The 20,093-nt window shown below is 65.2% G+C and carries 18 protein-coding genes and 1 tRNA gene; 9 read left to right on the forward strand and 10 right to left on the reverse strand.

Features of this window, described 5'->3' with window-relative positions; all coding sequences use genetic code 11:
• Nucleotides 1-210: 210 nt before the first annotated feature.
• The 8 genes from AC1RLU_RS16900 to AC1RLU_RS16935 all read right to left on the reverse strand — a co-directional run bounded on the left by AC1RLU_RS16900 (nt 211) and on the right by AC1RLU_RS16935 (nt 9,170).
• Complete coding sequence (locus AC1RLU_RS16900) at nt 211-1,998, reverse strand: peptide ABC transporter substrate-binding protein (protein WP_492796900.1); 1,788 nt, start codon at nt 1,996-1,998, stop codon at nt 211-213.
• Nucleotides 1,999-2,259: 261 nt separating this feature from the next.
• A complete protein-coding gene (locus tag AC1RLU_RS16905; RefSeq protein ID WP_492796901.1) occupies nt 2,260-3,279 on the reverse strand; it encodes an amino acid ABC transporter substrate-binding protein in 1,020 nt (339 codons plus the stop codon).
• 110 nt (nt 3,280-3,389) lie between these two features.
• A complete protein-coding gene (locus AC1RLU_RS16910; protein WP_492796902.1) occupies nt 3,390-4,574 on the reverse strand; it encodes a trans-sulfuration enzyme family protein in 1,185 nt (394 codons plus the stop codon).
• Between the two features lie 84 nt (nt 4,575-4,658).
• Nucleotides 4,659-5,819, reverse strand: coding sequence for an amidohydrolase (locus AC1RLU_RS16915; protein WP_492796903.1), 1,161 nt, complete (start codon nt 5,817-5,819; stop codon nt 4,659-4,661).
• 20 nt (nt 5,820-5,839) lie between these two features.
• Nucleotides 5,840-6,499, reverse strand: coding sequence for an ectoine/hydroxyectoine ABC transporter permease subunit EhuD (ehuD, locus tag AC1RLU_RS16920; protein ID WP_492796905.1), 660 nt, complete (start codon nt 6,497-6,499; stop codon nt 5,840-5,842).
• Complete coding sequence (locus tag AC1RLU_RS16925) at nt 6,489-7,148, reverse strand: amino acid ABC transporter permease (RefSeq protein ID WP_061967852.1); 660 nt, start codon at nt 7,146-7,148, stop codon at nt 6,489-6,491. Before AC1RLU_RS16925 ends, ehuD begins: the two co-directional genes overlap by 11 nt.
• Nucleotides 7,149-7,165: 17 nt before the next feature.
• Nucleotides 7,166-8,050, reverse strand: a complete 885-nt coding sequence (gene ehuB / locus AC1RLU_RS16930) for an ectoine/hydroxyectoine ABC transporter substrate-binding protein EhuB (RefSeq protein ID WP_492796906.1) — start codon at nt 8,048-8,050, stop codon at nt 7,166-7,168.
• Nucleotides 8,051-8,291: 241 nt separating this feature from the next.
• Nucleotides 8,292-9,170, reverse strand: coding sequence for a LysR substrate-binding domain-containing protein (locus AC1RLU_RS16935; RefSeq protein ID WP_492796908.1), 879 nt, complete (start codon nt 9,168-9,170; stop codon nt 8,292-8,294).
• Between the two features lie 233 nt (nt 9,171-9,403).
• On the opposite strand from AC1RLU_RS16935, the gene AC1RLU_RS16940 reads away from it, so the two are divergent.
• A complete protein-coding gene (locus AC1RLU_RS16940; RefSeq protein WP_142115578.1) occupies nt 9,404-9,583 on the forward strand; it encodes a hypothetical protein in 180 nt (59 codons plus the stop codon).
• Between the two features lie 147 nt (nt 9,584-9,730).
• Here the strand turns inward: AC1RLU_RS16940 and AC1RLU_RS16945 are convergent.
• Nucleotides 9,731-9,820: transfer RNA gene (locus AC1RLU_RS16945), tRNA-Ser, on the reverse strand.
• Between the two features lie 440 nt (nt 9,821-10,260).
• On the opposite strand from AC1RLU_RS16945, the gene AC1RLU_RS16950 reads away from it, so the two are divergent.
• From AC1RLU_RS16950 to AC1RLU_RS16985, 8 genes are all read left to right on the forward strand, one after another.
• Nucleotides 10,261-11,364: a septal ring lytic transglycosylase RlpA family protein gene (locus tag AC1RLU_RS16950; protein ID WP_492796910.1), complete on the forward strand. Its 1,104-nt coding sequence runs from the start codon at nt 10,261-10,263 to the stop codon at nt 11,362-11,364.
• Nucleotides 11,365-11,454: 90 nt separating this feature from the next.
• Complete coding sequence (locus tag AC1RLU_RS16955) at nt 11,455-12,630, forward strand: D-alanyl-D-alanine carboxypeptidase family protein (RefSeq protein WP_492796911.1); 1,176 nt, start codon at nt 11,455-11,457, stop codon at nt 12,628-12,630.
• 10 nt (nt 12,631-12,640) lie between these two features.
• Nucleotides 12,641-13,291: a dTMP kinase gene (gene tmk, locus AC1RLU_RS16960; RefSeq protein ID WP_492796913.1), complete on the forward strand. Its 651-nt coding sequence runs from the start codon at nt 12,641-12,643 to the stop codon at nt 13,289-13,291.
• Nucleotides 13,291-14,361, forward strand: coding sequence for a DNA polymerase III subunit delta' (locus tag AC1RLU_RS16965; RefSeq protein ID WP_492796914.1), 1,071 nt, complete (start codon nt 13,291-13,293; stop codon nt 14,359-14,361). The genes tmk and AC1RLU_RS16965 overlap by 1 nt, the downstream gene beginning before the upstream one ends.
• A gap of 21 nt (nt 14,362-14,382) precedes the next feature.
• On the forward strand, nt 14,383-15,942 hold the full coding sequence (gene metG / locus AC1RLU_RS16970) for a methionine--tRNA ligase (protein ID WP_492796916.1): 1,560 nt from the start codon (nt 14,383-14,385) through the stop codon (nt 15,940-15,942).
• A complete protein-coding gene (locus AC1RLU_RS16975) occupies nt 15,942-16,742 on the forward strand; it encodes a TatD family hydrolase (protein WP_492796973.1) in 801 nt (266 codons plus the stop codon). The genes metG and AC1RLU_RS16975 overlap by 1 nt, the downstream gene beginning before the upstream one ends.
• 9 nt (nt 16,743-16,751) lie before the next feature.
• A complete protein-coding gene (locus AC1RLU_RS16980; protein WP_492796917.1) occupies nt 16,752-17,555 on the forward strand; it encodes an MBL fold metallo-hydrolase in 804 nt (267 codons plus the stop codon).
• Between the two features lie 536 nt (nt 17,556-18,091).
• Nucleotides 18,092-18,916 carry a hypothetical protein gene (locus AC1RLU_RS16985; RefSeq protein WP_492796918.1) on the forward strand — a complete coding sequence of 275 codons (825 nt, stop codon included), beginning with the start codon at nt 18,092-18,094 and terminating at the stop codon, nt 18,914-18,916.
• A gap of 310 nt (nt 18,917-19,226) precedes the next feature.
• Here AC1RLU_RS16985 and AC1RLU_RS16990 read toward each other — a convergent pair whose 3' ends face one another.
• Entirely contained in the window at nt 19,227-20,027 is an 801-nt protein-coding gene (locus AC1RLU_RS16990) for a metallophosphoesterase (RefSeq protein ID WP_492796920.1), read from the reverse strand.
• Nucleotides 20,028-20,093: the final 66 nt, after the last annotated feature.

The raw sequence follows: 20,093 nt of genomic DNA on the forward strand, positions 1-20,093 counted from the left end.
CTGGGTGCGGCGTTCGTCGGCCCCCGCCTTCGAGGCGGGCGGGGTGCGGAAGAACAGGAAGGGATGTCGATCGAGCCGCGACGCGGCTTCATGCCAGACGCGGCCGATACAGCCCGAATGAGCGAAAGCAGCCCCGGCCCGGTTCGGGCCGAGGCAAGGTTGGAACGGAAGGCCGGAGAAGCTCCGGCCTCCGGGCAGAGCAGGCCGGGCTCAGCTGCGATACCAGGCGGCGAGGTTCCAGGTGGTCACCTCCCAGCCCGAAATATCCGCCGTCAGGTTATTGGCGGCGGCGCCGACAACGGTGCGCGAGATGATCGGCAGAAGCACGTTGGCCTCGCAGAAGATCTCGTTGACCTTGATCAGGAGGGCGGCGCGCTTGGCCGGGTCGAGTTCGGTCTGCGCCGCCTTGTAGGCCTTGTCGGCCTCGGGGTCGGTATAGCGCGAGACGTTGCGGCCCAACCACTTGTTCTCCTTGCTGGCGATTTCCCAGGAGACGCACTGGTTGAGGAAGCGCTCCGGATCGGGCTGTGGCTGCGTCTGGGTATACATCTCCATGTCGACATAGAGCTTGGTGTAGGTGTCGGGATTGGCCACATCCGACGAGAAGAACACCGAGGCCGTGACCGACTTCAGCTCGAGTTCGATGCCGGCACGCTGGCAGGCCTGCTTGATGATGGCCTGGGTCTTCTGGCGCGGGGCGTTGATCGAGGTCTGGAAGACATATTTGAGCTTCTTGCCATCCTTTTCGCGGATGCCGTCGGCGCCCTTCTTCCAGCCGGCCTCGTCGAGGATCTTGTTGGCCTTCTCGATGCTGAACTCGTATTTGAGCTTGGTCGACTTGAACTGCTTGGGTTCGTTGACGAAGCTCGCCGTGGCGGTGCCGCCGCGGCCATAGATGAACTTCTCGATCGAATCGCGGTCGATCAACAGGTTCAACGCCGCGCGCACCTTGGGATCGCTCAGGGTCGGGTGCTTGGTCTTCGCGCTGGAACGCTCGCCGTCGACCTCGGTCCACGGATCGGTCGTGTTCAGCGTGATGAACTCCAGGTCACCCGCCGGAACGGCGACCACCTTGCCGCGTCCGCCGGTCTCCATGCGCTTGAGGACCTCGTCCTCGACCTGCAGGTTCCAGGCATAATCGTATTCGCCGGTCTGCAGGACGGCACGGGCCGCCGAGACTGCGTCACCACCGCCCTTGGCCTCGATCGTGTCGAATTGGGGCTGGTTCTTGACGTGATAGTCGGTATTGCGCTCGCCGGTCAGGATATCGCCCGGCTTGAACTCGACGAACTTGTAGGGGCCGGTGCCGACGGGCTTCAGGTTGGCCGGAGCCTCGCGCGACTTGGCGCCCTTGTATTCGGCAAAGAGATGCTTCGGGACCATCATCCCGACCACGCCGACGAACGGGTCGGCCCAGAATGGCGTCGGCTCCTTGAAGATCACCTTGATCGTATGGTCATCGACCTTCTCGACCTTGATGTCCTTGTAGGAGCCGGTGGTGTAGGCGGCGGTCGCCGGATCGGCGGCGTATTCCCAGTTGAAGACCACGTCGTCGGCCGTGAACGGCTTGCCGTCATGCCACTTCACGCCCTGCTTCAGCTTCCAGGTCACGGTCTTGCCGTCGGCGGACAGGCCGCCATTGGCCTTGCTCGGGATTTCGGCCGCGAGCTGCGGGATCAGGTTGCCTTCCTTGTCCCAGCCGGCGAGCGGCTCGTAGAACACGCGGCAGGCGATCTGGTCCTTGGTGCCCGCGGCGAAATGCGGATTGAGCAGCGTCGGCGCCTGCCAGAGCAGAATCTTGAGGGCGCCGCCGCCGCCGGCCTTGGTCGGCTTGTACTTGACCGTGGCGTCCGCCATCGCGACGTCGTTCCAGGCGAGGATCTGGCTGGCGATCGGCGCCATGATGCCGACCGCCGCCATTCTCTGCATGAAGGATCGTCGCGACAGCGAACCGTCCTTCACACCCGCGACCAGGCCGCGAATTTCCTCTTCCTTCATGGGATTCCTCCACCTTTTCAGCAAAATGGCGCCCGGCATTGAATGCCGTGTTTTCATTGGCGCGCCAGCAATGCATGGCCGGGCCCGGGCGTCCAGTCGTCGAATGGACCGAGCATGCCGGCAATGCCGGCAAAGCGTATCGCCGTTCAGCCTGGTGGGTGCGGAGGAGGCGCTGGAGCCGTGCGACAGCGGTTCGGCCCGCTGCCCGCGAGGACGTGGCTGCGGGCAGGCTGAGGCCCGGTAAGGACTGTCGCGAACGCCTCACCGAAACGGGGGCGAGTATTGCAGTCCGCCCTCGGTCCAGAGCGCATTGGGGCCGCGCTGGAGCTTCATGGGCGAGCTCATGCCGAGATTGCGCTCGAAGCTTTCGCCGTAATTGCCGATCGCAGCCACGATCCGCACCGCCCAGTCATTGGTCACGCCGAGGCCTTCGCCGTAGTTTCCATCCTTGCCGAGGAAGCGACGGATTTCAGGATTGGCCGAGGTTTCCGCCAGCTCCTTGACGTTGGCCTTGGTCACGCCGAGCTCCTCGGCATTCATCAGCACGTACAAGGTCCAGCGCACGAGGTTGAACCAGGTATCGTCGCCGCTGCGCACCCAGGGACCGAGCGGCTCCTTCGAGATGACCTCGGGCAGCACGAGATGCTCGCTCGGATCGCGGAACTTGAGCAGATTGGCCGAAAGCGCCGATACGTCGGTCGTGTAGGCGTCGCAGCGCCCGGATTCATAGGCTTTCAGCGCATCCTCCGCCGTACCGAAGGCCGCGACCTCGTATTTCATCTTCGTCCGGCGGAAGTAGTCGGCGAGATTGAGTTCGCTCGTCGTGCCCTGCGCGACACAGATCGAGGCGCCGTCGAGCTTGCTCGCGCTGGTGACGCCGAGCTTCTTCGGCACCATGAAGCCTTGGCCGTCGTAATAGTTCACGCCGGTGAAAGTGACGCCCTGGCCGGTGTTGCGCGCCAATGTCCATGTCGTCGTGCGCGGCAGCACGTCGACCTCGCCGGCTTGCAGGGCGATCAGGCGGTCCTTCGAGGTCAACGGCACGAAGGCAGCCTTCTCCGTGTCGTTGAAGATCGCGACCGCCAGCGCGCGGCAGATGTCGATATCGAAGCCCTGCCAGCGGCCATTGGCATCCTGGGTGGAGAAGCCGGCGACGCCGGTGCTGGTGCCGCAGATGATCTTGCCGCGGTCGCGGATGGTCTTGAGCGTGTCCGCGTCGGCAGGTGCCACGGCGAGACAGGCGGCCGCGAGGGCGCCCAGTCCGGTCAGAACCGTCTTCATGGTATGTCCCCTTCGTTTTTGTGGTTGAGAAGCTGTCTGCGGGCAAAATTCTCCCTTCACGGCGCGAGCGTCGCGCCGTGTCGTCATTGCGGCCTTGAGCTTGCCTTCTGTCAGGCGGCCTTGTTCGCAGGCGCCCGCCCGAGCACCGACAGCAGGCGGCTCAGATCGGCCCAGAGCTCGTCCGGTTCCTCGAGCCCGATGCTGATGCGCAGCAATGGGCCTTTCGCGGTCCAGGCGGTCGCGCTCCGGTCCTGCGCGATCGCCTGCGGCGCGACGAGGCTGCGCGTGCCGCCCCAGGAGGCGCCGATGGCGAAGACGCGCAACGCGCTCAACGCCGCGCTCATGGCCTCGTCGTCGACGGGCTTCAGCACGAGGCTGAAGAGGCCGGAGGAACGCCCCATGTCGCGTTTCCAGATCGCGTGCCCCGGGCAGGAGGGCAGGGTCGGATGCAGCACGCGCTCGACCATGGGATGATCGACGAGCCGGCGGGCGAAATCCTCGGACACCTTGCCCATATGGGCGACGCGCAGGCCCATAGTCTCGATGCCGCGCAGCGCGAGCTGGCATTCGTCCGGCGAGACCCCGATGCCGAAGCCGCGCAGGATCTCCTTCATCTTCTGGCGCAGCGCGATGTCCTTGACGGTGATGGAGCCGAGCAGGAGGTCGGAATGGCCGCCGACATATTTGGTCAGCGCCTCGCAGGCGAAATCGGCGCCGTGCACCAGCGGTTTGAAGATCAGCGGCGTCGCCCAGGTGTTGTCGCAGCCGACGAGGGCGCCCTTCGCCTTGGCGGCCGCCACGATGGCGGGCACGTCCTGCACCTCCATCGTATTGGAGCCGGGCGACTCGACCCAGACCAGCTTGACGGTTTCGTCGATGAGCTCGGCGATGCCCGTTCCGATCAGGGGATCGTAGAAGTCATGGGCGATGCCGCGCGGCGCCAGATACTCGGTGCAGAAGCTGCGGACCGGCGGATAGGCGTGATCGGGAATCAGCACCTTGTCGCCGGGCATCAGCACGGAGAGCATGACGGTGGTCACGGCTGCCTGCCCGGATGGCACGAGCACGGTGCGCACGCCGTCGTGCAAGGCCGTCAACTGCGCTTCCAGCGTACGGGTCGTCGGGGTGCCGTGCAGGCCATAGGTATAGCCGTCGAAGCCGCGATATTTGCGGGCCATGAAGCTCGCGCCGTCCGGGTAGACGATGGTCGAGGCGCGGTGCGTCGGCACGGCAAGCGAGGCGTAGCCCTCCTCGTCGACGGCCGGGTGATGAACGCAAAGTGTCTGGTCGTGCATGGTCGGATTCCCTTGTCGGGCTGATACTCAAAGCTTTGAAAACAGGCCGCAATCGGGCCCAGGGCATCGCATGATGCCGGGATGTTATGGGGTGGGGACGTCGTCCTGCAGGGCGCGCCGGGCGACCTCGTGCATCCAGTCAATCGCGGTGGGCAGGATGGCGTCGTTGAAGTCGTAGCGAGCGTTGTGAAGCTCGCCATCCGGTCCCGCCGGGCCGTTGCCGATCCAGACATAGGCGCCGAGCTTGTCCTTGATCAGGAAGGAGAAATCGTCGCCGGTGGTGCTGGGGCGAAGGTCGGTGCGGACCTTGGCGCCGATCGCCTCGCCGGCCGCGACCGCGAGCTTCACCTCAGCCGGGGTGTTGATGATCGACCGGCCGGTGGAGAGGATCTCGACATCGGCGCGCATGCCGTAGGCTTCGCAGGTGCCGGCGATCAGGCTTTCCATGCGCCTGATGACGGCCTCGCGCACCTCCTGCCGATAGGTGCGCAACGTGCCGACGAGCGTGACGCTCTCCGGGATCTGGTTGCTGACGACGCCGCCCTGGATCTGGCCGATCGAGAGCACGACGGCATCGCAGGGATCGACATTGCGCGAGATGATGGTGTGAAGACCCATGATCAGATGCGCCGAGGCCAGGATCGGGTCGCGTGTCTGGTGCGGGATCGCGGCGTGGCCGGCGAGCCCGTGCAGCGTCACCTGCCAGCGCCCGCCCGCCGCCATCACCGGCCCGTCATGGACGGCGACGGTGCCGGCCTCGAGCCCCGGCCAGTTATGGAAGGCGAAGACACGCTCGATCGGGAAGCGCTCGAACAGCCCGTCGGCGATCATCGCCCTGGCGCCGGCGCCGTTCTCCTCCGCCGGCTGGAAGATGAACTGGATCGTGCCTTTCCAGTCGGGATCGGCTGCGAGCATCGCGGCTGCGCCCAGCAGGGCGACCGCGTGGCCGTCATGGCCGCAGGCATGCATCGCGCCCGGATTCAACGAGGCATAGGGCACGTCATTGCGCTCCGCGATCGGCAAGGCATCGATATCGCCACGCAGGCCGACCGACCGGTTGGAGCCCGGCCGTGACAGCGTCGCCACGATGCCGGCGCCGCCGATGCCGGCCTCGAAGGGGATGCCCAATTCGCGCAGGCGGTCCTGGAGGAAGGCAGAGGTTTTCGTCTCCTGCTCCGAGAGCTCGGGATGAGCGTGGAGATGGCGGCGCCACTCGATCAGCCGCGGAAGAAGTGTCGTATCCATGATCGGTCCGTCTGCAGTGATCAGCGTTTCGCGGAGAGCAGCAGGTGCTCCTCCAGCCGCCTGACGAGCCAGGCGAGCACGAGGGCGATGGCGAGGAAGATCGCGCCGACGACGACCATCGGCTCGGTGTAGCGGAAGGTGTCGGAGGCGATGTCGAGCGCCGCGCCGAAGGCTTCGTAGACGGCGATGGCGGCCAGATACGGCGTCGATTTGAAGATGCCGATGAAGTAATTGCCCATCGGGGCTGCGATATTGCGCAGCATCTGCGGCGCGATCACCAGGATGACGGTCTGCAACCGTTTTAGGCCGAGCGCGCGCGCCGCCTCGAACTGGCCGGGTTTCACGCCGTCGATGCCGGCCTTGAAGACCTCGGCGAGATAGCCGCTGTAATAGATGCTGATCGCGATGACGCCGATGGCCAGCGCCGGCAGCTTGATGCCGTAGGACGGCAGCACGAAGTAGAAGAAGTAGAGCTGCACGAGCAGCGGCGTCGAGCGGATGAAGTCGATCAGGAAGCGCATCGCGTAGCGCATCACGCGGTTGCTGCGCCGCGCGATCTCGAGGCCGAAGCCGAGCACGGATGCCCCGATACAGCTCAGCAGCGCGACCAGGATCGAGGTCCAGAGCGCGCCGGCGATCTTCGGCACGAGCGAGAGGGCAAAGCCCGCATCAAACAGCATGGTCGAGCTTCCGTCCGGCGCCGACCTTGCGCTCGACCCAGCGGCCGATGATCGTCGCGGGGTAGCACAGGATGAAATAGGCCACGAGCAGCGCGAAATAGACCTTCGGCGGATCGTAGAAGAGCTGCGAGATCTCCTTGGCGCGGAAGGTCATGTCGGTCAGCGTCACCAGCGAGACCAGGGCCGTGCCCTTCACCAGCTGGATGAACTGGTTGATGAAGGTCGGGACCATCGCGAGCAGCGCCTGCGGCAGTTCGATCAGCATCAGGATCTGCCAGCCGCGCAGGCCGAGCGAGCGCCCGGCCTCGCTCTGGCCCTTGTCGACCGACTGCAGGGCGCCGCGCACGGCCTGGCTGCCATAGGCTCCGATATGCAGGCCGAGCACCATCGAACCGACGGTGATCCCCGAGAGCCGCAGGCCGAAGGAGGGCAGCGTGTAGTAGAAGCCGTAGAGCAGGATGACGACCGAGGTCGAACGCCAGAACTCGATCACCGTGGTAATCGCGCCATAGGCGAGGCCACGCCAGCTATGCTGGGCGATGCCGGCGGCGAAGGCGAAGGGCACGGCATAGAGCATGCCGAGCACCGTCACCGTCAGCGTGACGTTCAGCCCCTGGAAGATGCCCGAGAGGACTTCGAGAAAGCTCATGGCGCTGCCTGCGCCGCTCAGCCGTTGCCGGCGCAGATCTGCGCCGTGGTGACCTGGCCGGCATCCTCGTCGGCGGTGAAGTTGTATTTCTCCATGATCGGCTTGAGGCCGCCGCTGGCACGCAGCTTGGCGAGCTCGGCGTTGTAGGCGTCGCGAAGCTTGGCGCTGCCCTTCGGGAAGACCGTGCCGGTATAGAGCTTGGCCGGCTGGCCGTTCGGCTTGATCAGGCCCTTGAACGGCACGGCGCGCTCGATGCCCTCGACCTTCTGCTCGTCGATCACGCCGATCGCGCTGGGGACCGACAGGGTCGTGACATCGGCACGATCGGCGAGGATGGCGCTGACGGCGGCTTCGTTGTTCGGGAACAGCGAGATCTGCGATTCCGGCACGCCGGCGGCGATGGCGTTCTTCGTATTCTCGGAGCCGCGGCCGCCGGCGAGACGCACCTTCGGGTTCTTGGCGATATCCTCGTAGGAATGCAGCTTGAGCGGGTTGCCCTTCTTGACCAGCAGGCTGTCGCCCACCGCGACATCCGGCTCGCTGAACAGCACCTGTTCGCAGCGCGGCGGGGTGATCGCGACGCCGGAGGCGATGATGTCGAAGCGGCCGGCGAGCAGGCCCGGGATCATCGCCCCGAAATCGGAGACGACGAACTCGAAATCCTTGACGCCGAGCGGCGCGAAGACCGCGCGGATCACGTCGGGATGGATGCCGACGACCTTGCTGTCCTTGTCGCGATAGGCCCAGGGCGTGCGGTTATGGATGCCGACGACGAGCTTCTTGCCAGCCCATTCGGAGGATTGGGCCTGTGCCTGCGATGCGCCCGGTCCCGCGAAGCCGGAAAGCACCGTGAGCGCACCGGCGAGGAGGATGGGAAGATGGCGGCGCGAGGTGGCGGTCATGGCGGTCTCCGGTCGGGAACGATGGGGCTGCGCAGTGGAGGATCTGGCTGAAGAAGAGCCTGGTGCATTCATGCGGGGAGGCCGCGCCCCAGCGCTTGCAGGCCAGGCAGCCCGCTTCATGGTCGAATTCATCGTTGTCCCTCGCAATCGCGTCTCAGGCGCGTTTCCGGGGAAGGATAGCCGGGGAGGGCCGCCTTACAATTTGTGCTGGGGCATGGCTCGATGCCGGGATGTTATGATCTCAGCGCGCTTCCATGAGGCAGCCGATGAAGTCGCGCACGAGCTCGGATTTCGGCCGGTCCGGCGGCAGGATCAGGAAGCTGCGGCTCTGCACGGGCGGTTCGAACGGCCGCAGCACGAGCTGGCTCTGGTCATGGCCGGCGATGGCATAGGGGCTGACCAGCCCCACGCCCACCCCCTCAGCCACCAGCGCGCAGACGGTCGCGGCGTAGATCGTCTCGACCACGACGCGGGGCGGCGCGGCGCCGGCCTCGGACAGGATCATGTCGAAGCGCTGCCGGGCGCGATCCTCCGGGACATAGGCGACGAAATCGACGCCGGAGAGATCATGCGGGCCGATCGTCTCGCGCTCGGCGAGGGGATGGCCGAGCGGGATGGCACAGAGCGCGCGCGGCTGGACGAAGGCCTGGTGGACGACCCCGGTCACGTCGATCTCATCGGCGGCGAGGCCGATATCGAAGATGCCGGAGGCGACGCCGTCCCGAACGTCGCGCGACGGCAGCACCATCAGCGTGACGGTCGCATCCGGCCGCAGCGTGCGGAAGCGCCGCACAGCGCCGGGGATGATCGAGGAGCTCAGCGCCGACAGCGTGGCGACGCGCAATTGCCCCGCCCCATAGTCGCGGATGCGGGCGGCGCTCGCACGCAGCCGGTCCATGCCGCGGAAATTGGCCTCGACCTCCGCAAAGAAGGTTCGCCCTTCCGGCGTCGGCACGACGCGATTGCGCACCCGGTCGAACAAGGCGAAACCCAGCGATCGTTCGAGATCGGCGACCAGGCGACTGACGCCGGGCTGCGTGACGCCGAGAATCTCTGCCGCCCGCGAGACGGTTCCCGCTTTCATGACCGCGGCGAAGACTTCGATCTGACGGCTGTTCAATGTCGTCCTGCCCGGTCGATCCAGAGAAAGGCGACGCTAGCGCATTTCGTCTCGCGGGGCGCAGTCCTATTCGCTCGCGTTGCGCCGTGTCCGCCTCAGGACAGGTGTTCCAATCCCCGATCACTGCACCGGGCGTCCTCGGCGATCGTTCGAAGATCATCTCTGTCCTTGCTCCAGCGCAAAGACGCTTCCGGCCGGGCCGCTACATCTCCCTCGACCAAAGGGGGCACATCATGACTTTGTCCGAAGCAACGCGAAACAAAGCGATATTGGCCGTTCTGATTCTGGCCGGAGTGGCTGCGGCGATTGCCGGCGCCGCATTCGGCTCCGGCATCTTCCAGGCCATCCTGTTTTCGGTCTTCGCCCTGTCGGCGGTGATCTTGTCGACGTTCCTGATCGTCGCCCTGAACTAGGCATCCGCATGAAGAGGCCGCACCGTCCCGGCCGGCCGCATGAAACCGCGCCCGCCATGGCGAAGCGGGCGATCATGGTTTGGCAGCTTGCAGGGTTTCTCTCGCGCCGCGAGCGCCTGGAACGACGCCATGGGTTCGGCGGCGTGCTGGCGGAAGGGGTGGGATTCGAACCCACGGTGGGCTTGCACCCACGGCGGTTTTCAAGACCGCTGCCTTAAACCACTCGGCCACCCTTCCGTGCGGCCGTTCAATGCCGCCCGGTGAGAGGATTTGCAAGTGGAAGATGGGGATGAACGATTCGAGGGATGATACCCCGGAAGGCCGGCGGATGCGGCTGCCGGGCCCTCTGACCGCTCGGTTCCATGCGAGATCCGGACCGGCTCCAGAGCGTGTCCTGTCGGTCACGCTGCACAGAAAAATGGCGGCGGCGATCGCCTCGGGTTGACATGCATCACTTTTCGAACGTTTCTGTGGCCGTCCGACGGCGCAGGGATGGCCTGTTCAGCGGTCCGCTTTCCAGCGGATTTTAGCGACTTAACGATCCCTTAATGGAATTGGCCGAAAACTCGGCTCCGCTGCCTATGGCGGCGAGCCGACAGAATGTTTTTGGCGCAGAAAGCGGAATTGGCGGAATGACTCGAGACGCTCGCTTTTCGGCCCGGGAGACCGCTTCCACGATGTCCGGACCGACGCCAGCGTTTTCTCCCATGCCGACCGTCGCCCGTGTGGGCTGTGTCATCCTCGCCGGCTTGTTCGCCGCAAACTGCGCCGGCAACCAGACGGCCGGGCGCCGCTCCAAGGAGATCGGCGCCTTTTCGCATGCGAAATACGGTACGGCCAGTCCGCGCGTGATCGCCGAAGGCGAGGACGTGCCGAAGGGCGGCGGACGCCAGCTCGTCGGCAAGGCCTATTCGGTCGCCGGCAAGCGCTACACGCCCTTCCAGAAACCGGTGGGCTATTCGCAGATCGGTACCGCCTCCTGGTATGGCGAGGCATTCCATGGCCGCCGCACCGCCAATGGCGAGGTCTATGACCGTTTCAGCGTCTCGGCCGCGCATCCGACCATGCCGCTGCCGGCCTATGCCCGCGTCACCAATCTGATGAACAATCGTTCGATCATCGTGCGCGTCAATGATCGCGGCCCCTTTCATGGCGGCCGGATGATGGATGTCTCCCAGAAGACCGCCGACGCGCTCGCTTTCCGCCATCTCGGCACGGCGCGGATCAAGATGGAATATCTGGGCCAGGCCTCGCTCGCCGGCTCCGACGACAAGCTTCTCCTGGCGACGCTGCGCACCGATGGCTCGCCCGCGCCGATCCCGGGCACCAGTGCGCGGACGATGGTCGCGAGCGCCGATCCTGTGGCTACCACGCGCACCCGCAGCGTCGATCTCGACGCGCAACCGGCCGCCGAGCCGGAGCCGGCTCCTGCCGCGCTGCCGCCGGTCGTGCAGGCCTATGCTCCGCAGCAGCCGCGAACGATCACGCCCTCGACACCGGTCGTCGCGACCCTGGCCTCGGCCGTCTCCACGCCGGTCGACGAAGCGCCTCTGCGCGCCGCGCCGCTGCCGCCCAGCCGGCCGTTCGATCTCGACACCATTGCCAACGCGGCAAGGCCCGTCGTGGTTCCGGCCGCCCTGCGCACCACCTTGCCGCCGACGCGAGCCAGCGTGGCGAGCCTGTTCGCTGCGCCGGAGAAGGGCGCGGGCGAGCGCCTCGCCAAGACCCATCCGCTCAACAGGCTCGCGCCGCAGACCCTGCAGCCGCTGGCGCGGAACTGATCCCCAGCTTGACCTGATGGCGGGCGCTCTGCTTCACATCGAGGCATGAGCGCCTTTTGCCGTCAGTCAGGGATTGCCGCATCGCTCCGGATGGCCAGCCGGTTCGCTGCCGGCCTTGTTCTGGCCTTGGGACTGCTCTCGTCAGGCCCTGCCGCCCTGGCCCAGAACTTCCAGTCGCAGGCGCCCTTTGCCGTCCTGCTCGATTCGGATACCGGCGCGGTGCTCTACGAGAAGGCGGCCGACGAACTGATGGTGCCGGCGAGCATGGCCAAACTCGCGACGGTGCTCGTCGCCTTCCAGGAGCTCAGCGCCGGCCGGCTCTCGCTCGACAGCGAGATCGGCATTTCCGAGAACGCCTGGCGCAAGGGCGGCGCTCCGTCCGGCGGCTCGGCGATGTTCGCCATCATCAACAGCCGGATCAAGCTCTCCGATATCCTACAGGGCATCATCGTCCAGTCCGGCAACGATGCCTCGATCGCGCTGGCCGAGGCCATCGCCGGCGACGAGGCGACCTTCGCCCGGATCATGACCGAGCGGGTGAGGGGGCTCGGCCTGACGAAATCCGTCTTCCGCAATGCCACCGGCATGCCCGATCCGCAGCAGCGGGTGACGGCGCGCGAGCTCGCTTTGCTCGCCGACCACATCATCAAGACCTACCCCGAGCTCTACAGGATCTTCGGCCAGCGCGAGTTCACCTGGAACAAGATCCGCCAGCAGAACCGCAATCCGCTGCTGGCGATGGATATCGGAGCGGATGGGCTGAAGACCGGCAATATCGATGAATCCGGTTTCGGCCTCGTCGGCTCCGCCGTGCAGAACGGCCAGCGATTGATCGTGGTGGTCAACGGCCTGAAGACGGGGCGCGACCGGGCGACGGAGGCCCGCAAGCTGCTCGAATGGGGCTTTCGCGCTTTCGAGCGGCGCGAGATCTTCGCCGCCGGCGAGACGGTGGGCGAGGCCAGCGTCTATGGCGGCGCGAAGGGCCGGGTCGCGCTTCGGAGCAAGGGCGCCGTCAGCCTGCTGCTGCCGCGGGGCGGCACGGAGCGGCTCGCGGCCCGGATCGTCTATCGCGGCCCGCTTGCCGTGCCCGTCCAGGAAGGGGCGGAGGTGGCGCGGCTCGTGGTGACGCGCGGCGACATCAAGACGCTGGACATTCCGCTCTACGCGGCCGAGAGCGTGCAGGCCGGCACCTTGCAGAGCCGGGCGCTGGATGCGTTGTTCGAGGCCACGACCGGCTGGGTTCGCAAGGCGCTGAGCCGGAGCTGAGCAGGCCGTCATGGGCAAGGGACATTTCATCACGCTCGAAGGCGGGGAGGGCGCCGGCAAATCGACGCTGGCGCGCGCGCTGAGTGAACGGCTCGATGCGGCCGGCGTCACAGCCCGGACGACTCGCGAGCCCGGCGGCTCCCCGAAGGCCGAGGCGATCCGCGAGATGATCCTCGCGGGGCAGGCGCGGGATTACGGTTCCTTCGCCGAGGCGCTTCTCTTCTCGGCCGCCCGGATCGACCATATCGACAGCCTGATCCGGCCGGCGTTGGACCGCGGCGAATGGGTGATCTGCGACCGCTTCATCGATTCGACGCGAGTCTATCAGGGCGTGCTCGGCAAGCTCGACAAGGCCGTGTTGGCCGAGCTGGAGGTCGTGACGATCTCGGGTCTGATGCCCGAGCTGACGCTGATCCTCGACCTCGATCCCGAGATCGGATTGGCCCGTGCCGCCAAGCGCCGTCGGCCGGGCGAGGCGATCGACCGTTTCGAGGGCGAGACGCTGGCCTTCCACCGCAATCTGCGCCAAGCCTATCTGGATATCGCGAGCGCCGAACCGCAGCGCTGCGCCGTGCTCGATGCGACGCTGCCGCCCGAAGCGCTTGCCGAAGCTGCGTGGCATATCCTGCGCGAGCGCCTGCCCATCGACCCGGACACCTGATGCTAGCGACCAGCGACGAACCCGACCGGCTGCCGAATGCGCCGCATCCACGCGAGACGCTCGCCATGGTCGGCCATGCCGCGCGCGAACGGACCTTCCTCGATGCGCTGGCGTCGGGCCGCATGCACCATGCCTGGCTGCTCGGCGGGCCGGAGGGCATCGGCAAGGCGAGCTTCGCCTATCGCGCCGCGCGTTTCCTGCTCGCCTCTGGCGATCCGCAGGCGAGGGCAGCCAGCAGCGCCGATCTCTCGATGCCCGAGCACGACCCGGCGACGCGGCGGGTGATGGCGCAGTCCCATCCCGACCTGCATGTGCTGCGCCGCATTCCGAAGCCGGATGGCAAGAGCTACACCAGCAATATCCCGGTCGATTCGATCCGGCGCGTGATCGATCGCTTCGGGTCGAGCGCGGCCGAGGGAGGCTGGCGCGTCTGCATCGTCGACTCGGCCGAGGATATGGAGCGTTCCGCCGCCAACGCCTTGCTCAAGCTCCTGGAGGAGCCGCCGCCGCGGGCGCTGTTCCTGATCGTTGCCCATGCGCCGGGCCGGATGCTGCCGACGATCCGCTCGCGCTGCCGGTTGCTGACCTTCGATCCGCTCGCCGAGCCCGATGTCGCGGAAGCCGGCCGGCTGGCGCTGGAACGCATGGAGATGCCCTTTGACGGCTCGGCCCTGCGCCGCGCCGCGAGCCTATCCGAGGGCTCGGTGCGGCGCGCGCTGACCTATGTCGATCCCGAGACGCTGGCGCTGGTGGAGGCGGTGAGGGCGCGGCTCGACGCCCTCCCGCAGATCGACCTCGCTGCCCTGATGGCGCTGGCCGAGGATGTCGCGGGCAAGGCGGGCGAGCGTGATTTCGCGGTGATGATCGAGACCATAGAGGGCTGGATCTCGGACCATCTCCACGCGCATGCTGCGGCGCAACCGGCGCGCCTTGCACCGCTGGCGGAGGTATGGGAAAAGCTTGGCCAGCAGGCGCGCGAGGTCGAGACCTATAATCTCGACCGCCGTCCGCTCGTGATGACCCTGTTTCATGATCTGTCGTCTGCGGTGTCCCGCTCGCGCGCAGCGTGAAGCGAAGCTTTCGGACAGACGATGGCCACGGCCCCGAAATTCTACCTGACGACCGCGATCCATTACACCAATGGCCCGCCGCATATCGGCCACGCCTACGAGATGGTGGCGTCGGACGCGATCGCGCGCTTCAAGCGGCTCGACGGCTACGATGTCTTCGCCATGACCGGCACCGACGAGCACGGCCAGAAGGTGCAACGCACGGCGGCGCAGAACGGCCTCTCGCCAAAGGATTTCGTCGACAAGATCGCGGCGCGCTTCGAGGAGATGGAGCAGCGTCTCGGCTGTTCCTTCGACCGCTTCATCCGCACCACCGATGCCGATCATCTGCCCTCGACCCAGGAACTCTGGCGGCGGATGGAGGCCAATGGCGACATCTATCTCGCCAAGTATTCCGGCTGGTACTCAGTGCGCGACGAGGCCTTCTACGGCGAGGAGGAGACCACCCTCCAGCCCGACGGCACGCGCCTGGGCGGGCAGGGCACTCCGGTCGAATGGGTCGAGGAGGAGAGCTATTTCTTTCGCCTCAAGTCCTATCAGGACCGGCTGCTGAAGCTCTACGAGGATGTGCCGGACTTCATCTCGCCGGAGACGCGCAAGAACGAGGTCGTCTCCTTCGTGAAGGGCGGGCTCGAGGATCTCTCGATCAGCCGCACCACCTTCGACTGGGGCCTGCCCGTGCCGGGCGACCCGAAGCACGTCATGTATGTCTGGGTCGACGCGCTCAACAACTATGTCACCGGGACGGGCTTCCCCGATCCGGAAAGCCCGCGCGCGCATTACTGGCCGGCCGATGTCCATATCATCGGCAAGGACATCGTGCGCTTCCATGCGGTCTACTGGCCTGCCTTCCTGATGTCGGCGGGGTTGCCGTTGCCGAAGCGCGTCTTCGGCCACGGCTTCCTGCTGAACAAGGGCACGAAGATGTCGAAGTCGCTCGGCAACGTGGTCGATCCGTTCGCCCTCGCCGAGGCCTATGGCGTCGACCAGTTGCGCTATTTCTTCCTGCGCGAAGTCTCGTTCGGCCAGGACGGCAATTACAGCCACGATGCCATCGTCGGGCGCATCAATGCCGATCTCGCCAATGATCTCGGCAATCTGGCGCAGCGCTCGCTGTCGATGATCGCCAAGAACTGCGAGGGCAGGGTGCCGCCGCGCGGCGCGCTGAACGCGGCCGACGAGGCCATGCTCGCCATGGCCGATGCGGCGCTCGCGAAGGCGCGCGAGGCGATGAAGGATTTCGCCCTTCACACCGTGCTGGCCGATCTCTGGGCCGTCGTTGCCGAGGCGAACCGCTATTTCGCCAATAACGAGCCCTGGCGCCTGACCAAGACCGATCCGGCCCGCCGTGACACCATCCTTTATGTCACGATCGAGGTGCTGCGCGAGGTCGCGATCCTGGTGCAGCCGGTGATGCCGGTGGCTGCAGGCAAGCTGCTCGACCTGCTTGGCATAGCACCCGAGGCCCGCAGCTTCGCGGCGCTCGGCGCGGAGCATCGGCTCGTCAGCGGCTCAAGCCTGCCGGCGCCGAGCGCGATCTTCCCGCGCTATGTCGAGCCCGAGGACGGCCAGGCCGCGTGATGCTGATCGATACGCATTGCCATCTCGACTTCCCGGACTTCGCCGAGGAACTGCCGGCCTATGTCGCGCGGGCTGAAGAAGCCGGCGTTGGCCGGATGGTGACGATCTCGACGCGGGTCGCACGCTATGCCGATTACGTCGCGCTGGCGGAGCGCTTTCCGTCGGTGTGGTTCTCGGTCGGCACGCATCCGCATCAGGCGCATGAGGAGCTCGACGTCACGGCCGAGCGCCTCGTCGAACTGTCGCGCCATCCGCGCTGCGTCGCCATCGGCGAGGCTGGGCTCGACTACCACTACGATTCGAGTCCGCGCGACGCACAGGCTCAAGGATTGCGCACGCATATCGCCGCGGCGCGGATCACGCAGCTGCCGCTCGTCATCCATTCGCGCGAGGCTGATGACGACATGATCGCGATCCTGCGGGAGGAAATGGGGAAGGGCGCCTTCCCTGCCATCCTGCACTGCTTCACCGCCGGCGAAGCGCTGGCGATGGCCGGCGTCGAGCTCGGATTGTACGTTTCGTTCTCCGGAATCCTGACCTTCAAGACCTCGGAGAACCTGCGTCGGATCGCCCGGATGGTCCCGCGTGAGCGCCTGCTGGTCGAGACGGATGCGCCCTATCTGGCGCCCGTGCCGTTCAGGGGCAAGCGCAACCAGCCGTCCTATGTCGTTGAAACGGCGAAGGTTCTTGGCGAAACGATCGACACTTCCTTCGACGAGATCGCTGCGATCACGACCGAGAACGCCCGGCGCTGCTACTGGAAGATGGACCATGCCGCGCCGGTCGCGCAGGTGGCCTGACGCGGCGCCATGACGCTCACTGTCACCATCCTCGGCTGCGGATCGTCAGGCGGCGTGCCGCGGCCGGGCTCCGGCTGGGGCGCCTGCGATCCCGCCGAGCCGAAGAACCGGCGCCGGCGCTGCTCGATCCTCGTCGAGCGCACCGGCCCGGACGGCACGACGCGGGTCCTGGTCGATACCTCGCCGGATCTGCGCGAGCAGCTGCTCTCGGCCGAGGTCCCGGCGCTGGACGGCGTGCTGATGACGCATGACCATGCCGACCATACCCACGGCATCGATGATCTGCGCGCGCTCGTCCTGCATATGCGCCAGCGCATCCGGATCCATGCCGACAAGACGACGCAAGCCTCGCTGCATTCGCGCTTCGGCTATCTCTTCGAGACGCCGCCCGGCAGCTATTACCCGCCGATCCTCGACCTCGACGAGATCAGCGCCGGCCGGCCGCAGACCATCGACGGCGCCGGCGGGCCGATCACGGCGCTGCCGTTCCGCGTCGAGCACGGGCCGAACTACGAGGCGCTCGGCTTCCGCTTCGGCGATCTCGCTTACCTGCCGGATGTCAATCTGATCCCGGCGGCGGCCATGGATGCGATGGCCGATCTCGACGTGCTGATCCTCGACTGCCTGCGCGAGACGCCGCATCCCAGTCATTTCCACCTGGCGCGGTCGCTGGAGGCGATCGCACGCCTGAAGCCGCGCCGCGCAATCCTGACCAACCTTCATGTCGATCTGGATTATGCCAGCCTGACCAAGCGCTTGGCCGGCATTGCAGAGGTGGCGTTCGACGGGATGACGATTTCGCTCCCAGCGTGAGCTGCCAACGCTCCGGGCCACGCTCGCATCAATATTAGTTCCATAATATACCTTATGCGAATCAATGCTGGGCGGATTTCGGCCCTCTTCCTTCACTTGTTGTTGTGTAGCCCGATTGGGCGCGTTTAGCCCATATAATCGCACGGTGTAGCCCAATTGAAGGTTGTACTCGATTCGGGACGACGTGCTCGGTTTGGTAGAATGGGACCTTCAAGCCGGAGAGCGCATCGGCAGTGTTCCGGTGTCAGAAGCCCCGCTCGCAGTCGACTGCGGTATTTAGTTGGGCACGGAAGCCGGAGCAGCGCGTAACAATACTCCCTCGTCACGTGCTCCGAAGCGGCTAAAAATTTAATCCCGAAATAAATACAGCATTATCTTCGGCGGAGATCGAACAAGAAGCCCCAACTATTGAGATCAAAACAACAAAACCGAATCCAGTCACACGATCTGCCGAAACAAATAACTTGACGGTGCTCCTCAACCATTCTCGAATTTTGTGATCAACGTGGCGTTTCAGCGCCATTGGAGACACCACGATGAGTTTCGATGCGGTTGAAAGCTACCCTATTCGGCGGCGATTGCTCTTGAGCCGAGCAGACGACGCAAGCGATCGATGGCTTCCATTTGATCGTTATGTTGAGCCGAATATCGCCTCTCCATCCAAACCTAAGAAGGCGAATTGGCAGCGCCCGGAGCTCATCCGAGGAAGCGACGTTCGCAAGGTCCGCAGGCGGGGAAAAACTGGCTACACGGCCGACGTGCCAATGACGCGCCTCCGCAGAAAGATCATATCGGCCGAAAACATGCTCCAAGCAGATTTTATCCTGGTGACAGACGCGCAGGATAGCGACGTTGAAGACGTGATCTCGCAACCACTCACACTGGACATCTTCGTGGATGGCCGCCGGCAACGCTGGATCCCGGATTATATGATCAAACGGCAAGCAGGACCGCGTGAGCTCGTCGACGTAAAGTTCCTGACCCTTGTTTGTCCTGTGGATCAAAAGGCTCGTCAGAAGGTCCTTCAGCGGTTCGAGGCCTGCGAAATAGCCGCAAACAAGGCTGGATATGTCCACCGGCTCGTAACCGAGCAAGAAATCCGTATCGAACCAATGCTCTATAATGCGCGGCTCATCCATAGGCACAGCGGTCCTTTCGGAGATCAAGCGTTGCTGCTGAAGGCCCTCATGGCCGTAGCGAAGTTGGGCTCCAATTCATCGATCGCCGAATTGGGTTCAGCCATCCGGCGGCCGGAGGCGGCGATTGAACTGGCAATTCGACTGGATCGCCTGGGTCATATCCGCCTTGATCGAAGTGTTCGCTTCAACCGCTTGACTCCCCTTCCCTGCTGGAAGGTCTGAGAATTAGAAACGCGATCGAGATAATGGAACGCATCGGCGTCATTCACATGCGTGGAATCGACGATCGATGGTCGGGTTTCGAAGGACTGGGAGTTGACGCGGCCTATGCCAGGGCGCGTGGCTATGAGATCGTCCGCGACGGGCGTTTTGAGAATGTCTTGAGACGCGCCGGAATTCTCAACCCGGAACATTGGCTCGCTTCCTCGTGCGAAAGCTCCTTCGAGGAATTCGATCGTTTGGGGCGCGACCCTCAGCTATTGGCTTTCCTCGCCAAGCGACGCTGCGGCGGACCTCCGCCTCCCGGAGACGCTCAGCGCGAGCTTGTCACCAGGTCCAAGACGAGACGTGGGTCAAAGCGGGGATTCTCCCGGGCGCCTTCGCCCTTGGGATAGCCAGCCTGGTTCGAGACGACGCGTGTCGGGCCGACCCGATAATCGTGAGAGCCGTGATCGTGGCCGTGAATCCATAACGCCGGCTGATAGCGCTCGATGACGTTGCACAGATCGGATGCGAAGGCTGGCGATAGCGGATCGCCTTCATATTGCGGCTGAACCGATTTCGAATGAGGAGCATGGTGAGTGACTACCACAGTCGGTCCGTCAAATGGCTCCTCCAGAGTTTGCGTGATGAAGGCCAAATCTTGCCTGTGCAGCGAGAGCGCGTGAACAGGGCGGAACGGCATTCGCCTTCCGGCTTCGACCACGGTGATCCTGCGATGATCGTTCATTCCACTGAGCGCCGCTCGGCGCGCGGACCTGGCGTCTCCGAGTAGGTTGTAGTCGGTCCATAGGGTACCTCCGACGAAACGCGCGCCGCCGATGATGACCGCCCCGGGTGCCAGCAGATGGATTCCGGCAGTTTGCGCGAGCGCCTTCCCCTCGCGCAAAGCCGCGCCGATCTCGGTGCCATAAAACTCGTGGTTCCCGGGCACGAAGATCGCGGGTCGACCCTTGAGCGCGCTACGCCTCTGAATGTCGATCCACTCGATCGCGCTCGATATCGGGCGCGAGATATCGCCAGCGAACACCGCAACATCGAAATCCGTGATGTCGTCGGGGAGCGAGAAAGGACCGAATTCGAGATGGATATCGGACGTCTCCAATATGCGCATGCGTTGCTCCAACGTCCCGATTGACAAGTCACATGCTCGACTGCGCATGGGTTGGCCGGACAAATC

The sequence above is a fragment of the Allobosea sp. GW822-FHT05A11 genome (assembly GCF_058800455.1).

What these genes read in the sequence shown, in the direction of transcription:
- AC1RLU_RS16900 (WP_492796900.1), bottom strand. Translation starts at nt 1,998, where the DNA reads ATGAAGGAAGAGGAAATTCGCGGCCTGGTCGCGGGTGTGAAGGACGGT.
- AC1RLU_RS16905 (WP_492796901.1), bottom strand. Translation starts at nt 3,279, where the DNA reads ATGAAGACGGTTCTGACCGGACTGGGCGCCCTCGCGGCCGCCTGTCTC.
- AC1RLU_RS16910 (WP_492796902.1), bottom strand. Translation starts at nt 4,574, where the DNA reads ATGCACGACCAGACACTTTGCGTTCATCACCCGGCCGTCGACGAGGAG.
- AC1RLU_RS16915 (WP_492796903.1), bottom strand. Translation starts at nt 5,819, where the DNA reads ATGGATACGACACTTCTTCCGCGGCTGATCGAGTGGCGCCGCCATCTC.
- ehuD (WP_492796905.1), bottom strand. Translation starts at nt 6,499, where the DNA reads ATGCTGTTTGATGCGGGCTTTGCCCTCTCGCTCGTGCCGAAGATCGCC.
- AC1RLU_RS16925 (WP_061967852.1), bottom strand. Translation starts at nt 7,148, where the DNA reads ATGAGCTTTCTCGAAGTCCTCTCGGGCATCTTCCAGGGGCTGAACGTC.
- ehuB (WP_492796906.1), bottom strand. Translation starts at nt 8,050, where the DNA reads ATGACCGCCACCTCGCGCCGCCATCTTCCCATCCTCCTCGCCGGTGCG.
- AC1RLU_RS16940 (WP_142115578.1), top strand. Translation starts at nt 9,404, where the DNA reads ATGACTTTGTCCGAAGCAACGCGAAACAAAGCGATATTGGCCGTTCTG.
- AC1RLU_RS16950 (WP_492796910.1), top strand. Translation starts at nt 10,261, where the DNA reads ATGTCCGGACCGACGCCAGCGTTTTCTCCCATGCCGACCGTCGCCCGT.
- AC1RLU_RS16955 (WP_492796911.1), top strand. Translation starts at nt 11,455, where the DNA reads ATGGCCAGCCGGTTCGCTGCCGGCCTTGTTCTGGCCTTGGGACTGCTC.
- tmk (WP_492796913.1), top strand. Translation starts at nt 12,641, where the DNA reads ATGGGCAAGGGACATTTCATCACGCTCGAAGGCGGGGAGGGCGCCGGC.
- AC1RLU_RS16965 (WP_492796914.1), top strand. Translation starts at nt 13,291, where the DNA reads ATGCTAGCGACCAGCGACGAACCCGACCGGCTGCCGAATGCGCCGCAT.
- metG (WP_492796916.1), top strand. Translation starts at nt 14,383, where the DNA reads ATGGCCACGGCCCCGAAATTCTACCTGACGACCGCGATCCATTACACC.
- AC1RLU_RS16975 (WP_492796973.1), top strand. Translation starts at nt 15,942, where the DNA reads ATGCTGATCGATACGCATTGCCATCTCGACTTCCCGGACTTCGCCGAG.
- AC1RLU_RS16980 (WP_492796917.1), top strand. Translation starts at nt 16,752, where the DNA reads ATGACGCTCACTGTCACCATCCTCGGCTGCGGATCGTCAGGCGGCGTG.
- AC1RLU_RS16985 (WP_492796918.1), top strand. Translation starts at nt 18,092, where the DNA reads ATGAGTTTCGATGCGGTTGAAAGCTACCCTATTCGGCGGCGATTGCTC.
- AC1RLU_RS16990 (WP_492796920.1), bottom strand. Translation starts at nt 20,027, where the DNA reads ATGCGCATATTGGAGACGTCCGATATCCATCTCGAATTCGGTCCTTTC.